Source organism: Chryseobacterium cucumeris, from assembly GCF_001593385.1.
Lineage (GTDB): Bacteria > Bacteroidota > Bacteroidia > Flavobacteriales > Weeksellaceae > Chryseobacterium > Chryseobacterium cucumeris.
In genome coordinates this window covers 186,794-202,937 of sequence record NZ_LUVZ01000001.1, presented here as the reverse complement: position 1 = coordinate 202,937, position 16,144 = coordinate 186,794, and the positions used below count along the sequence as shown (strand labels likewise).

Annotated in this window: 11 protein-coding genes; 10 read left to right on the top strand and 1 reads right to left on the bottom strand. The window is 38.8% G+C overall.

The genetic code is table 11. The features are described 5' to 3' along the window. Positions 1 to 115 precede the first annotated feature (115 nt). Both A1704_RS00895 and A1704_RS00890 read left to right on the top strand, forming a co-directional pair. Positions 116 to 1,093 (top strand): 3-oxoacyl-ACP synthase III family protein, encoded by a 978-nt coding sequence (locus tag A1704_RS00895; protein WP_062669574.1) that lies wholly within the window; start codon positions 116 to 118, stop codon positions 1,091 to 1,093. Positions 1,094 to 1,275: 182 nt separating this feature from the next. Then, positions 1,276 to 2,088, top strand: a complete 813-nt coding sequence (locus A1704_RS00890; RefSeq protein WP_062669572.1) for an alpha/beta hydrolase — start codon at positions 1,276 to 1,278, stop codon at positions 2,086 to 2,088. 238 nt (positions 2,089 to 2,326) lie between these two features. On the opposite strand, the gene A1704_RS00885 is transcribed toward A1704_RS00890, so the two are convergent. Then, complete coding sequence (locus A1704_RS00885; protein WP_062669570.1) at positions 2,327 to 3,424, bottom strand: TauD/TfdA family dioxygenase; 1,098 nt, start codon at positions 3,422 to 3,424, stop codon at positions 2,327 to 2,329. 216 nt (positions 3,425 to 3,640) lie between these two features. Here A1704_RS00885 and A1704_RS00880 point away from each other — a divergent pair, with 216 nt between their 5' ends. From A1704_RS00880 to A1704_RS00845, 8 genes are read left to right on the top strand one after another with little or no spacing between them, the layout of a single operon-like run. Further along, positions 3,641 to 5,167, top strand: coding sequence for a pyridoxal phosphate-dependent decarboxylase family protein (locus A1704_RS00880; protein WP_062669568.1), 1,527 nt, complete (start codon positions 3,641 to 3,643; stop codon positions 5,165 to 5,167). After that, entirely contained in the window at positions 5,139 to 7,538 is a 2,400-nt protein-coding gene (locus tag A1704_RS00875) for a GNAT family N-acetyltransferase (RefSeq protein ID WP_062669566.1), read from the top strand. The genes A1704_RS00880 and A1704_RS00875 overlap by 29 nt, the downstream gene beginning before the upstream one ends. Position 7,539: 1 nt before the next feature. Continuing rightward, positions 7,540 to 8,856: a lysine N(6)-hydroxylase/L-ornithine N(5)-oxygenase family protein gene (locus tag A1704_RS00870; protein ID WP_062669564.1), complete on the top strand. Its 1,317-nt coding sequence runs from the start codon at positions 7,540 to 7,542 to the stop codon at positions 8,854 to 8,856. A 7-nt stretch (positions 8,857 to 8,863) separates the two neighbouring features. Next, positions 8,864 to 10,675, top strand: a complete 1,812-nt coding sequence (locus tag A1704_RS00865) for an IucA/IucC family protein (RefSeq protein ID WP_062671522.1) — start codon at positions 8,864 to 8,866, stop codon at positions 10,673 to 10,675. After that, positions 10,672 to 12,075, top strand: coding sequence for an MATE family efflux transporter (locus tag A1704_RS00860; protein WP_062669562.1), 1,404 nt, complete (start codon positions 10,672 to 10,674; stop codon positions 12,073 to 12,075). The genes A1704_RS00865 and A1704_RS00860 overlap by 4 nt, the downstream gene beginning before the upstream one ends. A gap of 1 nt (position 12,076) precedes the next feature. Continuing rightward, positions 12,077 to 12,322 (top strand): acyl carrier protein, encoded by a 246-nt coding sequence (locus tag A1704_RS00855; RefSeq protein ID WP_002979498.1) that lies wholly within the window; start codon positions 12,077 to 12,079, stop codon positions 12,320 to 12,322. 4 nt (positions 12,323 to 12,326) lie between these two features. Further along, positions 12,327 to 13,715: an AMP-binding protein gene (locus A1704_RS00850; protein WP_062669559.1), complete on the top strand. Its 1,389-nt coding sequence runs from the start codon at positions 12,327 to 12,329 to the stop codon at positions 13,713 to 13,715. Next, on the top strand, positions 13,702 to 16,143 hold the full coding sequence (locus A1704_RS00845) for a TonB-dependent receptor (RefSeq protein ID WP_174525189.1): 2,442 nt from the start codon (positions 13,702 to 13,704) through the stop codon (positions 16,141 to 16,143). The genes A1704_RS00850 and A1704_RS00845 overlap by 14 nt, the downstream gene beginning before the upstream one ends. Position 16,144: the final 1 nt, after the last annotated feature.

Below are 16,144 nucleotides of genomic sequence, written 5' to 3'. Positions count from 1 at the left end.
TTTTATAATAATCAGTTATTAATGATTTATTTCATGTTTCTGGGATATATCTCAATATTATGTTAAATTTACATTATATCACAAATAAGAGATATAATTAAAATATTAACCAGACATGAAGTTACACCACACGTATTTCTATCATCCTGATTTTGTAGAAAATAATACAGCCGTTATTGAACACTTTGAAAGGCAGGAGATTTCAATGCAAAAAATCCAGAATGCTTTAGGCAGGGCAGAACGTTTTATTGTTCCCGAGAATTCTTTTGAAACTACACTTTCTATGGGAATTGAAGCTGCAAGAGGAGTTCTTAAAGAAAGTAATATTTCAATCCTCGATATAGATATTATTATTTTTGTAAGCAGTTCTCCCGAACATCATATTCCCTGTGACGCCATCCAGATCCATCATGCGCTTAACGGAAAACCGAATACCCTATGTTATGATATGAACGCCAACTGTATTGGAGCGTTTATAGCGCTGGATCAGGTATCAAAATATTTAAAAGGAACCCGGTCCGGAACAAAAGCCTTGGTAGTTTGTGCCGAAAAATTTTCAAGGATATTAGATCCTGACAATCCGATTACCGCTTTTTGTCTTTCAGATTCTGCTTTTGCTTTCATCGTAGAAAATGATGGGGACAACACCTCAGGGTTATTAGATGTATTATATCATACAGACAGCAGTTTTTGTAATACCGTACTCTACCCACCTAAAGGAAATTCACGTCATGATCATGGCGATCTGACAACCTGGGATCGTATTTTTGACGGCATGGGAAGTGTTAATTTTGCACTGGAAAATATTCCTCTGTTCTTAAAGCGCAATCAGATAAGCCTTGAGCAGATTGATTTGTTTTTATTTTCACAGTTTTCTATCAGGAATATCAATATGATCCGCGATTACTTTCAGCTGCCGGAGGAAAAAATTCCTTTTTACTCTAAAGAGCTTGGGTATACCGGAGCATCCAGTCCATTTTTAGCTTTAGACCAATATCAAAAAGAAGTAAAATCATTGAAAAAAGGAGATTATATTCTTATATGGACCTTGGGAACAGGTTATCAGGCAGGATTAATGCTTTGGAAATACTGATGATCACCATTTTGCATGGATCCACGGTATTAAAACAAAATAAAAAGATAAAAGCCTCAACATATGTTGAAGCTTTTATCTTTTTTATGCTACAATTTTGCTCTGTCAAAGATGCATTGGTACACAATATGTTTTAAAAAATACGATACCAGTGATTATCATTAATTAAAATTTATTTCAGCATGAAGAAGCTTATCAACATTGTATTTGTAATGACTGCCTTTGTACAGTTATCCGCACAAAAAATTATTCATCAGGAAGTTTTCAGTCCGAAAATGAATAAGAAAATCAAAACAGTAATTATTACCCCCAATCTTCAGCGTAATACGAAATATCCGTCCGTTTATATTCTTCACGGCTTCAGCGGAAATCCGGACAGGATTATCAAGCAGGATATTCCTGATCTGGTTAAAAAAGCTCAGCAATTTAAAACCATTTATGTACTGCCGGATGGAAACTACAGTTCCTGGTATGTAGACAGCCCGGTTGTTAAGGATTCGCAATATCAGACTTTTATTGGAAAAGAACTGGTAGAATTTATTGATAAAAACTATCCTGTGAAAGCTGAGAAGAAATTCCGCGGGATTTTAGGATGGAGTATGGGAGGCTATGGAGCTACCAACATCGGGGTTACGTATAACAAGACATTTGGAATCGTTGGAAGTTCATGTGGAGCACTGGATTTCAACTCGTTCGGGGAAGGATATCAGAAATATATGGTGAATAAAGTGCTGGGACCATTGGAGTCTATCAATCCGAATTTCCTTACGGACAACAAAATAAAACTGATGGCCGCAGCAGATCAGCAATATATTTTCGACTGTGGTACAGAAGACACTCAAATGATTAATATGAACAGGAATTTTCATAAAAAGCTGACTGAAATGAAGATCCAGCATCTCTACACAGAATCTTTAGGCGGGCACGTTCCGGAATACTGGAGCAGATCATTATCGGAACAGTTGTCTTTGTTTGACAGATTTTTTAAACAATAAACCCTTTTTTAAGTTTTGACTAAAATCCGCTTCTATTGATATAAAAACTAATCAATATTCAATAGGAACGGGCTTTAGCCCGTTTAAATAAATAGATAATAAATCCATTGGCTTTAGCCAAAACTTACTTTATTAACCTTTTAAAAGGGCTAACCAGAAAAAAAACCTTTTCGGGCAATGCCCAAAAAGGTTTTCGACTGATTGAATGTTCAAAAATACCAACTAACCAGGCATTCTATTAAAAATGTTGAAAATTTTTCCCCAGATGTTCCTCAATCACAAAGAACGGATCTTCCGTAAGGGTGTGTGCTCTCATATCAATAAGACTTACTTTGCTCATCATACGAAGCATAATCCTTCTTTCACATGGCTGTTCTACACCATCAATATTTCTTATTCCCGCACGGAAGGCCGATCTTCCATGAGCACATAAGTGATTATTAACAAGAATAACATCACCAGCCTGAGGAGTAAATCCTGAATAAATCAAATGTCGGGCTTCTTCCCAGAATTCATGCAGTGTATGCTGCGCTTCATCAGACTGTCTGATGCTGGAATTGAAAAGCTGTTCAGCAGCATCGAATCTCATGAAAGGAAGGCTATAATTCCCATACAACACAGAATCCAGGGTGTCTTCTTCACTGTTTCCCGTTTCCAGGTTGGCGTCTTTCGGAATTTTATAAATAGGATCAAAAAGTGCTCTGTACTTTTCCCCGATAGACTCATGAGAACGGATGGAATATAGCGTTGAAGGAACCTGCTCTTCGTTTCTCACATACATAAAGCTTAAAAAATCAGCCTGATGTTTCAGAAAAGCGTCTTCCGTATGGACATATAAATCTGTAGAAGATCCTGATCCGGTTTGCGTTTCCTTCATTTTTTCATCAGGAATGATGGCATGGATCAATCCGCCGCCTTTACGCTGTGAATAATATTGTACAGGCTTTGAGGGAAGTGCCCCATGAATAAGCGCACACGCAAAACCATATAAATTAAACTTTGAATAATCTGCCGATTGCCAGTTGGGTGGAGTAGAACCTATTTCCTCCTGATCTATATCCATCAATCCTGTAAAAACCAGCGCGCCATACTGATTTTCAGAAAAGTCACTCGCAAAATCAGCTGCTATATTTAGAATCCTTTCCGGAAGAAAATAAGAGGCCAGTTGATGTACATGCTTTATAAAATCACGGTTTTCATAAGTGTCATACTTTTTCTGAAGATGCAGAGCAGCATCTTTTATCATTCTTCTTTCCTGAGAGGTGACTTCTATGACCGTAGGAAGCAGTTTTACAGCTGTTAAACAGTCTTTATCTAAAATTTCTGTAGAATTCATTAAAAAAAATTTGGTGTTAAGTAATAATTTTTATCTTTGTTTTTAATTATTCTAAATAACAATAGCTAAGTCAAATTTAGTAATAATTATGTAATCACCAAATAAAATATAATAAAAAATGCAAAATTTAAAGACCTGACTATTAGATATATATAACCATATATCGAAAAAACCACAACAACTCACAGATTAAAAAAATCACATTACAAAACTTTTATGAACAACAATTTAATATCCCTTGAAGCGCTCACAAGCACAACTTCACCCCACATTTCGGGGAATTTTGGGAATATTTTTCATCCTGACAATTATGATCATTATCGTAATGCTGTCAACAGTACTTTGGACCTGGTTCAGGAATTTCTTCACAGAAACAACAAACCTTTCAGTGGTATAGAAGCCAGAACAATGAAAGGAATGGTACAACAGATTGATCTTAACCAAAAACTATCCAACTATAATGAGCTGCTGGCTGAAGTAGATGAAATCTATGTGAAACATGCCACCGCTTTTCACTTACCACAATATGTAGCGCATCTTAACTGCCCTGTAGTCATTCCGGCATTGGCAGGAGAAATCCTTGTAAGTGCTATCAATTCTTCTCAGGATACTTATGATCAGAGTGCGGGAGGAACCTTTATGGAAAGAAAACTGATCGACTGGACTGCCGGTCAGATCGGATATAATCCGAACGAAAGCGATGGCGTTTTCACAGCAGGAGGCTCACAGAGCAACCTAATGGGATTGGTGATGATGCGTGACTGTTTTTCTCAGAAAAAATATAACCACAATATTAAAATGGATGGTCTGCCAGCGGAGGCAAGCCGTTTCAGGATATTTGTTTCCGATAAATCTCACTTCAGCAATCTGAAAAATGCATCCATTATGGGATTGGGTGAGAAAAGTATTGTTAAAGTTCCGACCGATGACCGTTTCCGTATGGATATTTCTCTTTTAAAGAAATACATTAAGAGGGAAGAGCAATTAGGAAATATTCCTATCGGAATCGTAGCGACAGCGGGAACTACAGACTTTGGAAATATTGATCCACTCGAAGATATTGCCAATATTGCAGAACACTATAACATCTGGATGCACGTGGATGCAGCATATGGATGCGCTTTGCTATTAAGTGAGAAATACCGTGATCTGATTAATGGTATTGAAAGAGCAGACTCTGTAACGATTGATTACCACAAATCATTCTTCCAGCCGATCAGCAGCAGTGCTTTTATTGTGAAAAACAAAAAAGAACTGTTGATTCTTAAACACCACGCAGATTATCTGAATCCTAAGGAAATGGACGAAGAGGAAATTCCTGCACAGATCAATAAATCCATTACCCAGAGTACAAGAAGATTTGATGCGTTAAAACTTTGGTTTACCCTAAGAATGATGGGGAAAGAACAATTGGCAGAATATACAGATACCGTGATCGATCTTACCAAAGATGCTGCAGCGATGATCTCTGAAGATGCTGATTTTGAACTCCTTTCAGATTCCGACTTGAGTGTTCTTGTTTTCAGGTATGTAAATCCGGAAATCAGTGATCTGAATGCCTTGAATCAATACATCAAGATGAAATTGTTCTATAGCGGAGAAATCCTTGTAGCCAGTACAAAAGTGGATGGGAACTTATATCTGAAGTTTACCTTCCTGAACCCGATTACGACTACGGAGGACATTCATCAAATTCTCACCACAATCAAAAATCATGGAAAAGACTTTAATTCAAAAAAATAAAATGGGAGAAAAAGCCCGGGAAATTACTTTCAGAATTCTGTTGAACGGAATGCTGAGAGAACTGGGAAACGGAAAATTCTATCAGGGCGTTCCGAAATATGATCTTCTTACAGCAAAGGCTCTTCAGAACAGTGATTATTCATTGTTTATGAGATTTGAAATGAAGAAAAGCGGACTGTTTTTATTTGCTCCGGTTTCCTATCGTTCAGAAACTCTTTTTCATGAATACGGACCTGTTTTGTGGGCGGTAGATCATCAAAACCAAGAAGTTTTTGAAGTTAATGATCAAAAGCTTACTGAACTGGTTTACAAAGAACTTTCTGAAACTACCAACGAAACGGGTTTTAGAAACTTTGTGGAAAGAATTCAAAGCAGCTTAAGAAATCTGGAACTGACAACAGAAGCCTGCCTGCAGGATGATCAGTTGTTGACCTATTCTTTTCTTGAATCTGAGCAAATGCTTCCCGCAGGCCACAATCTGCATCCTTTCACCAAATCAAGAATGGGATTTTCTGAGGAAGAACAGTTGTTATACGGCCCTGAATTCGGGAAAGGATTTCAGCTGGATTACTTCCTGATCCATAAAGACTGTATTACAGAAAAATCTCTTCCGGGGATTTCAGCAAAAGAAATCTTCGAAAAATGGACTTCTTTACCGGAAAGCTACGATTTTGAAAACATCAATGATTTTTATATAGTTCCATGCCATCCATGGGAGGCACAATATCTTTTATCTACAGAAGAATATCCTGAAATGCTCGGTTCCGGGAAAATCATTCACATCGGGCCATTGGGTGAGGATTTTTATGCAACATCTTCCATAAGAACGGTGTATAATCCTGATTTCAGCTGGATGTTGAAGTTTTCTCTGCATGTTTTAATGACAGGATCTGTAAGAACAAACAGCTTAAAAGATCTCAACAGAGGTTATGCTTCCGCTATCTGGTGGCAGCACGAAAAAGCTTCATTTGAAAATGACTTTCCGAATTTTAAATTATTACTGGAACCATCCACGTTAAGCGTTCATTATGAAGGGAAGAATATGGACAGTCTCAATATTCTACTCCGTGAAAATCCTTTTTCAAATGAAGATAAAGTGATTCTGTTAGCAAGGCTTTGTCAAGATGAATCTACAGACGGATTCAATTTTACGGCGCATTTCTTTAAAAATGTAGCCAATCAACTGGGTGTAGATGCAGAAAAAGCAGCGATTATCTGGTTTGAAAAGTATGTAAATCTATTGCTTTCTCCTTTAAACAGATTATACAATCAATTCGGGATGGCTCCGGAAGTACATCAGCAGAATCTGCTTGTACAATTGGATAATCAATTGCTTCCTCAATCTATTTATGTGAGAGACGGACAAGGTTATTTAATCAAAGAAAGCTTTAAAGGAAAATATGAATCTCTGATTAAAGATTATCCTGAAGTGGAAGACCTTTTCATCAGAGATGAACGTCTTCTGGATATTATTTCACACCATCTCCTGGTAAGTAACCTGAGCGCACTGATTGCTTCAATAGGTAAGACGGGACTTGTTAAAGAAAGAAGATTAATCCATATTCTGTACAGGGAATTTGAAAATCTTCATGAGTCTGAGCCATCATCTTTAACGGATTATGCATTGAATCAAAGATATTGGGCTGTAAAATCAAATCTTCAGTCGGCGGTTGCTGATGTAGATGGAGGCGTGAATGCTTCTTCAATTGCTTATGCGAAGGTTCCTAACCTTCTTCACAAACACTTCTTCTCGGATCAATTAATAAATCCGCAGGGAACAGAGGTTTTCTTTAAAAGGTACTTCCAGAAAGAGGATGTGACGATGAGTATGCGTCCTATAGATCTTGAAAATGACCTTGAAATGCTTCACGAGTGGTTCAACCGTGAACACGCCGTTAAAATCTGGCAGATGAACTGGCCCATTGACGAATTGGAAACCTATTACAGACTGATGCTTCCAGGTGATGAAGCCCATAGCTATATTATTGCCGGAAATGATGAGCCTTCCTGTAATATCGAGATCTATTGGGCATGCAGAGATATGGTAGGCGATTATTACGAAGTATTACCAACAGATTACGGAACGCACCAGTTTATTGCACCGACTGATCCAAAGAAAAAATTCGTTTCTCCATCTACACAATCTATGGTTGACTATGTTTTTGCACAGCCACAGGTAGGAAAAATGGTAGGCGAAGGATCTGTAGACTCGCTTGCTTCTATGATGAACAAAGCCCACGTAGGCTTCAAAGTAGAAAAAGTAATTGAAATGCCTCATAAAAAAGCCAATCTGAACTTCTGCTACAGAGAATGGTACTGGGAAAAATTCCCACAGAATAAAGAGGTACAAATCACCACAAACATCACATAAAATGACTAACGAAGCCGTATACAATGTAATAGGCATAGGTATAGGCCCTTTTAATCTGGGACTTGCCGCATTATCTAATCCGATTTCAGAACTGAAAACCCTTTTCCTGGACCAGAGAGATGGTTTCGACTGGCATCCGGGATTAATGATCAACCATGTAACCCTGCAGACTCCATTTTTATGCGACTGCGTATCAATGGCCGATCCAACGAATCCTTTAAGCCTTTTGAACTATCTGAAAGAAACCGGAAGACTGTATAAGTTTTTTATCAGAGAAGATTTTTTCATTCCGAGAAAAGAGTACAACCGTTACTGCCAATGGGTGATTGAACAGCTTCCGCAATGCCGTTTTTCTACTCAGGTAGTGGATATTACGTATGAAGATGGTTTATATCATGTAACGACTATTCATAGCAAAACCAAAGAAACGACTATTTTTAAAACGGAAAGATTGATTTTAGGAACAGGAACACAACCTCATATTCCTTCTTTCATTCCGAAGGATGATTCCCGTGTTATTCATACCAGTTCTTATCTGTATAGAAAAGAGGAATTGTTATCTCAAGGAAAGAAAATTGCCATTATCGGATCCGGACAGAGTTCAGCAGAAGTTTTTTATGACCTGCTTCAAAACAGGAATGTAGAAACACATCTGGGTTGGTATTCCCGTCCGGACAGATTTTTCCCTATGGAATATTCTAAACTGACCCTGGAACTTACATCCCCTGATTACGTAGAATATTTCTACAACAGAAGTGAACCTGCAAGGAAAACCATTTTAAGCAAGCAGCAGGCTCAGTTTAAAGGAATCAATTATGATCTTATCAATGATATCTATGATTTTATTTATGATCTGAATATTGACAACGCTGATCCTAATCTTACAATTATTCCTAACAGCCAGCTGAACAGAGTAGACAACAGCAATCCGGATTTCATCAATCTTGAGTTTACCCAACTGGAACAGGAAATTCCTTATGATCAGGAGGCTGATTATATGATTCTGGGAACAGGATACCGTTATCACGAGCCTGCATTCTTGAAGAATATTCAGGATAGAATCAAAAGAGATTCCAGCGGATTGTTTGATGTCAACAGGAATTATTCAATAGACCACAACGGAGGCGAAATCTATGTGCTTCATGCCGAAGTTCATACCCACAGCTATATTTCTACCGATCTGGGAATGGCTGCTTACCGTAATTCCTACATCATCAATGATATTCTGGGAAGAGAATATTATAAAATTGAAAAGAAAATTGCTTTCCAGGATTTTGATGTCGAAAAATATGCTGACTTACCAACTGCCAAAATTTAATCAAAAAATGAACACCAACTTAAAAAATACAATAAGCCAGGAAAACTGGAATCAGGCCAACAGAAACCTAATGGCCAAAACCATCGCAGAATTGATGCACGAAGAGCTTCTAAAACCTGTGGTAACCTTTGAAAATAAAAACGGATATACTGTTTTTACCCTTGAAACCGGAGTTGAAAATATTGTCTACAGCTTCCGCGGACAGGAAAGAATGATGGATTACTGGCATATTGATAAAGACAGCATTACAAAAACAGAAAACGGTGAAGATCTGTCTTCGGTAGATGTAGCAGCCTTCTTTCTGGAAATGCAATCAGTTTTTGACTTAGACCCTTATACCATTGCAAGATATACAGAAGAATTACTGCATACTTTGTATTGTGATGCTTTAATCTTATCAAGAGGAGTGATGTCTTCAAAAGATCTTGCGGATGCGGATTATCAAACTGTAGAGCATAATATGACCGGACATCCTTGGGTAATTGTGAACAAAAGCCGGTTAGGTTTTTCTCCAAAAGACCTGAAAACATTTGCCCCTGAAGCCGATGAGAATCTAAAAGTGATCTGGCTGGCTTCCCATAAAAGCAGATCATCATTCCAGGCTTTGGAACATATTGACAGAGATGAGTTTTATCGTTCCGAAGTAGGAGACCTGCTGTATAATGATTTTCAGCAGCAACTGATCAGCGAAGGAAAAATTGTTGAAGATTATTATTTTATCCCTGTACATCCATGGCAGTGGGAGCATAAGCTTCAGATTCATTTTGCCGGAGATATTGCTTCCGGACTTTTAATCCAGTTAGGTGAGGGTAGTGATACGTACAGTCCGCAGCAGAGTATCCGTACTTTATTCAATGTAGATCATCCTAAAAAAAGATACCTGAAAACGGCTGTTTCTATTCTGAGCACAGGGAATATCAGAGGATTATCACCCAAGCAGATGAAAATTGCTCCAGCCATTACAGATTGGGTAAAAGGTTTAATAAAAGATGACGCCTATCTGGAAAATAAAGAAACTATTTTCCTGAGAGAAGAGGCTGCTATTACTTATCTGCACCCTCAATACGGATCTATTGCCAGCGTACCCTACCAGTATAATGAATTCCTTGGCGCATTATGGAGAGAAAGTGCTGAAAACTATCTGAAAGAGGATGAACAGATGGTGACGATGGCTTCTTTACTGTACGTAGACGAAAGTGGAGTTCCATTGGTCCAGGCCTTTGCAGAAAAAGCAAGACTGAGCATTGAAAAATGGATTGAAAGCTATCTTGATGCTTATCTTACCCCTTTATTGCATATCTATTACACGCACTCATTATGCGTAACGCCGCACGGAGAAAACATTATGGTGGTTCTGAAGAACGGAGTTCCGAAGAGAATCGTCATCAAAGACTTTGTGGATGATATTGTACTTACTACAGAAGCCAGAGAAAAGCTTCCTGCACACCTTGCTGACGGTTTGATCCAGTCTTCCAACAAAGAAAATATCCCGTTGTTTATTTTGCTGGGCGTTTTTGATGCTTTCTTCAGATATCTGTCGAATGTATTGCATACGTATTCCAACTTTAATGAAGAAACATTCTGGGAACTGGTTCACAACTGTGTAGAAAATTATAAAGCTGAGAATACCCACCTTCAGGAACGATACGAAAAATATGACCTGTATGTGCCGGTATTCAAAAGATTCTATATTAACAGTCTGCGTCTGAAAAATAACGGTTACAGTGAAAACAAGGCATTTGCCATTCCGAGAAAAGACGGAGCGCTGCCTAATCCGCTGTATCAGATTGCCAATAAAAATTCAGTAGCAGCAGTATGAGGAAATTCCTGCATATACTAAAAGAAGGAGCGGTTTTTACGTATGGAGCCATAGCCGGAAAGAAAGTTGAACTGACTTCCGGAAGTATCAACCGTTCCATCTTTAGTCTTGCCATTCCCATGGTGATGGAACTTGTCATGGAATCTGTTTTTGTGAGTGTCAATCTATTGATTATTGCAAAATTAGGCGACAAGGTTCTTGGGCTTGTGGGAATTACTGATAACTACATCAACTTCGCCTATGCCATTGCAGTAGGTTTGGGAATTGCAGCAGCAACTCTTACCGCCAGAAGAGCGGGTGAAAAAGATAAAGAAGGAATGGGAAGAACCGCCCAATACATCATCTTGCTGGCGCTGTTTTTTGCAGTGCTTATTGGTGGGATTTCCTGCTTTTTCGCATCAGAAATTGTTGATTTTCTGGGAATCAATGTCAGTACGGTGACCGAAGGAGTTTCTTTCTCGAGACTGGTCTTCCTGAGTATCGGGCTTGTGATTCTCCGTCTTTCTGTCAATGGGCTTTTCAGAGGGGCTGGTGATGCTGATATTGCCATGAAATCACTTTGGATCTGTCATATTTCGAATATCATTTTTGCAGTGATCCTTGTTTTCGGATTAGGATTTATTCCTGCTTTCGGATTGATGGGATTGGCATATGCTACAGTTTTATCAAGAACATTAGGAGTTTTATACCAGGCATTCATATTCGCCACAGGAAAAACCAGCATCAGTATCAGAGTTCCTTTACAGCTTGATATTCCATTGCTGCAGAAGATTCTGAAACTCGCCTTTGGAGGATTGGTTCAGTATATCATCCCAACATCCAGCTGGCTGATCATGGTGAAGATCATCTCCACTTTCGGAACTACAGCGCTTGCAGGATATATTATTGCCCAGCGTATTGCTTCGGTGGCAACAATGCCTGCCTGGGGAATAGGAAACGCAGCAGGAGTGCTTACAGGACAGAATCTCGGTGCCGGAGAACCGGAACGTGCTGAAAAAACAGTATGGAGAGCCGGAACCATCAACATGACTTATCTGGTCATTGTAGCCTTATTCTGGCAGATTGCTGCGGAATATGTGGTGAAATTTTTCACTACAGAACCTGAAGTTGCAGGATATGCGGTGCAGTACATCCACGTGGTATCAATGGCTTATCTGCTGTTAGGATTCACCATGGTCATCAGCCGTGCCTTGAATGCAGCCGGAAATATCATGCAGGTTACCCTGCTGTATATCGTCATGTTTTATGTGATACAGCTTCCTATGGCTTATCTCTTAGGGGTAAGACTTCATTGGGAACTGAGAGGAATATTTACCGCTATCGTTTCTTCGGAGATTGTTTTAGCTGTGCTATTCCTAATGATTTTTAAAAATGGAAAATGGAAAACTATAAAAATTTAAAATGAACACTACAGAAGAATTTTATGAAATTATCGCCTCTGCCATCGCTATAAAAAAAGAACTGGTAGATGAAAAGCTTACGTATCAGGAAATCCCGGAATGGGATTCTATGTCCCACCTTCTTATTGTAGAAGCGCTTGAACAGTTTTATCAGATCAAATTTGATTTTAATGATATTCTGGAGATGGGGACCGTCGGCAAGATTCGTGAAAAAATGAAAAAATACGATGTATTCGTAGAAAACTAAGCCTATGAAAATTTTAGAAAATGTAATTGCCAATAAGAACCTGGCGTTTACAGATGCTTCCACCGGTACAACAATACCGGTGGGAACACTGTACCGGTCTTTAGGCTTAAACCCCGTAGAAAAAGGGCTGCTCTTTTTATACAATGACAATCAGCTGCCAAGCATTGAGGTGCTTCTCAATTTTTACGGAACAGCGCACACGATTGCGGTACTGGGACAGAAACTGCATGAAGAATTCAAAGAACGTATTGAGGCAGAATACCGTCCGAAATACATCTTTGACCCACAAAGAGAAGCTATTGAAGGATATACTCTGAAAGCATTCTCAGACAACATCAGCATCTTCGCAAAGGATGATTATAAGAGTGAAGTTACCATTCACCCTGACATCAAAATCCTTTTGAGTACTTCAGGGACAACAGGTGTTCCAAAACTGGTGAAATTATCTGATGAAAGTCTTTATCAGAACGCATTGAGCATCCTTCAGTATATGCCGATTCAGAAAACGGATGTAGTTCCTTTAAACGTTCCGATCAACTTTGTGTACGGATTCTCTATTTTCACCACCAACTGCATGCGTGCCGGAAGAATTGTCTGTACGGATAAAGACATTATGCAGAAAGCATTCTGGGATGAAATGGAGGAGTACGGTTACAGTACTTTGGGTGGAGTTCCCTTTCTTTATGAAAATCTGAACAGAATAGGATTCTTCAGAAAAGATTCTCCAGGTCTGAGGTATTTTACCCATACCGGCGGAGTAATTAACGCGGAATTGAGAAAAACGATTTTCTCTTATTGTCATGAATTTAAAAAAGATTTCTTTGCACAATACGGCCAGACTGAGGCTGGAGGAAGAATGGCTTATCTTACTACAGAAGGATTGCTGGAGGGAGAAACCTCCATCGGAGCGCCCGTACACAACGGAAGTTTCAGAATTGATCCTGAAACCGATGAACTTCTCTTTTCACACATCAGTATTTTCGGAGGCTACGCCAATAAGCTGGAAGATTTGACAACGTACGAGCAGCCTTCTGTACTGCATACCGGAGATACCGCCAGAAAAGGTGAAAACGGGATGTATTATATCACAGGAAGAATAAAACGTATCATGAAGCTTTTCGGAATACGTCTTAATCTGGATGAGGTAGAATTTATCCTTAAAAATGAAATGCAGGGCAATACTTTCGTATGTCTGAATGCCAATGATAAAAAAATTGTGGTATTGTATGACAATCCGGAAATAGATCCTCAGATCATCACTGAAACCATTAAAAATAAACTGCGTATTAATCCACAATATGTACGCACAGAACGTATAGAATCATTCCCTTTATCACAAAACGGTAAAATAAACTATCCCCTGTTACAAAAATTACAGCATGAAAACATCTAAAACCCTTATATTACTTCTTGGTCTTGCTTTATCTTCCAATTCGCTTTCTGCACAGCAGGGCGACAGAGTTCATGGCAAAATCATGCTGTCTGAAAAAGCACCGGTAAAAAATGCTGTTTTAAGACTTGTCAATACGTCTTATCAGGCAAAAACCAATAATTTAGGAGAATATTACTTTGAAAATGTGCCACCTGGAGAATATACGCTTCAGGTGGTTTTAAATGACATTGAACTGATGAGGGAACCCATCCACATCCAGAAAGATGTCTATGAAATCCCTGCAATCTATGCCTCGTTACACAATAATGTAATTGAGGGAATTACCGTATATGCAGTAAGCAGAAATAAATTTCTGGATAAAGACAGTACTTCAGTGGCCAAAATGCCTTTGAAAGTTCTTGAAAATCCACAGGCTTATACAAGCATCAACCAGCAGATCATGAAAGAACAGCTTACTTACGATATTTCGGAAGTATTGAAAAATGTTCCGGGTATGGTAAAAATGCAGGGAAGCCCGGGAAGAGGTTCCGGAGACGGAAGTTTTTACTACAGCCTCAGAGGTTTTCCTACCAAAGTATCGATGGTAGATGGTGTACCAGCCAATACCAATGGTGAGATTGATCCTTCCGATATTGAACGTCTTGAAGTCATCAAAGGACCTTCAGGAACGTTGTATGGAGGTTCTGTAACTTCTTTTGGAGGTTTGATTAACGCAGTAACCAAAAAACCGAAAGATTATTTCGGAGGAGAAGCTTCTTATCTGATGGGAAGCTACAACCTGAACCGTGTTACCGCTGATGTTTATGGACCGATTACAGAATCCAGAAATATGTTATTCCGTTTAAATGCAGCGTATCAGTATCAGAATGGTTTCAGGGATTCCGAATTCAGAAAATCATTCTTTGTAGCCCCAACTGTAAGCTACCAGGTTAATGAAAGATTGAAATTTAACCTGGGAGCTCAGATTTACAATTATGAAGGAACAAATACTCCGATTATTTTCCTTCCGAGAACAAGGCAATATTTTGCCCATAATCCTGATGAACTAGGCTTTGACTGGAAAAGATCATATTCCAACAATGATATGACCTTAAAAGCGCCATCTATTAACGTAAAAGCAGAGGCTAATTACAAAATTTCAGATCAATGGACTTCGCAAACCTTACTTTCAAGAAACTTCAGAAAAACGGAAGGATTATATCAATACCAGTTTATCAGAGGGACAACCAGTGATGCCCTGCTGGAACGTAATGTACAGTGGCAGAACTCTGAAGCTTCTTCTACAAGTGTTCAGCAGAACTTCAATGGACAATTTAATATCGGGAAAATTAAAAATAAAGTATTGATCGGATTGGATTATCTGAATCAGACAATCAATAATAACCATTCTCCAATTGTAGTCTTTGATAATGTCAACGGACAAAGCTTAGAAGGATACCCGAATATTTCTAAAGATCTTGCCCTTCAAAAAATCCAGGCATTTACACAGGCAGCCATTCAGGCAGGCAAAACACCTTTAGTGAGAAATAATTCCGCATCCAACCTTTATGGAGCCTATATTTCAAACGTCACTTATATTACGGACCGTTTGATTACGCTTTTAAGCTTGCGTATGGATCATTACGAAAGTAAAGGACAGCTTAATCTGAATGATAACAAACGTACCGGTGATTTCAGTCAGACTGCATGGTCTCCAAAAGTAGGAATTGTATATCAGATCGTTAAAGATCAGCTATCTGCCTATGGGAACTATATGAACGGCTTCAGCTATACAGCTCCTGTTACCCAGCAGTTACCGGACTATAGCGGAGATATGAAACCACAGATGGCCAATCAGTGGGAAGTAGGAATCAAGGGAAATCTTTGGAGGAATAAAGTGAATTTCACGGTTGGATACTATGATATCCTTGTTGATAATATCCAGAGAGGAACCGGAGTGATCCGTGACGGAAAAGAATACAATATTGTTGTTCAGGATGGAAAGCAAAGAAGCAAAGGGATTGAAATCGAAACTATCATGAACCCTGTTCAGGGATTAAATATTATGGCCGGATATAGCTACAATCACAGCAGATATGAAAAGGCTGATCCCGCTGTAGATGGACGCCGTCCGGAATCTGCAGGTCCTGCCAATGTATTCAATTCATGGATCAGTTATATTCTTCCGATCAAAGGACTTCAGGGACTAGGAATTGGTTTCGGGGTAAATCGTGTTGGAAAACAGATTACCGGAAATAAAGTGGTTACCGGACAATTTGTATTTCCTGCCTATACTTTAGTGAATGCTTCCATTTCCCTTGAAAAAGAAAGATACAGATTAGGATTTAAAATGAACAACCTGGGGAATGCACAATATTTTGCAGGGCAGGGAGTGGTTGTCGCTCAGATGCCTCGGAATTTTGTTGCTGAGGTAAGCTTTAAATTTTAAG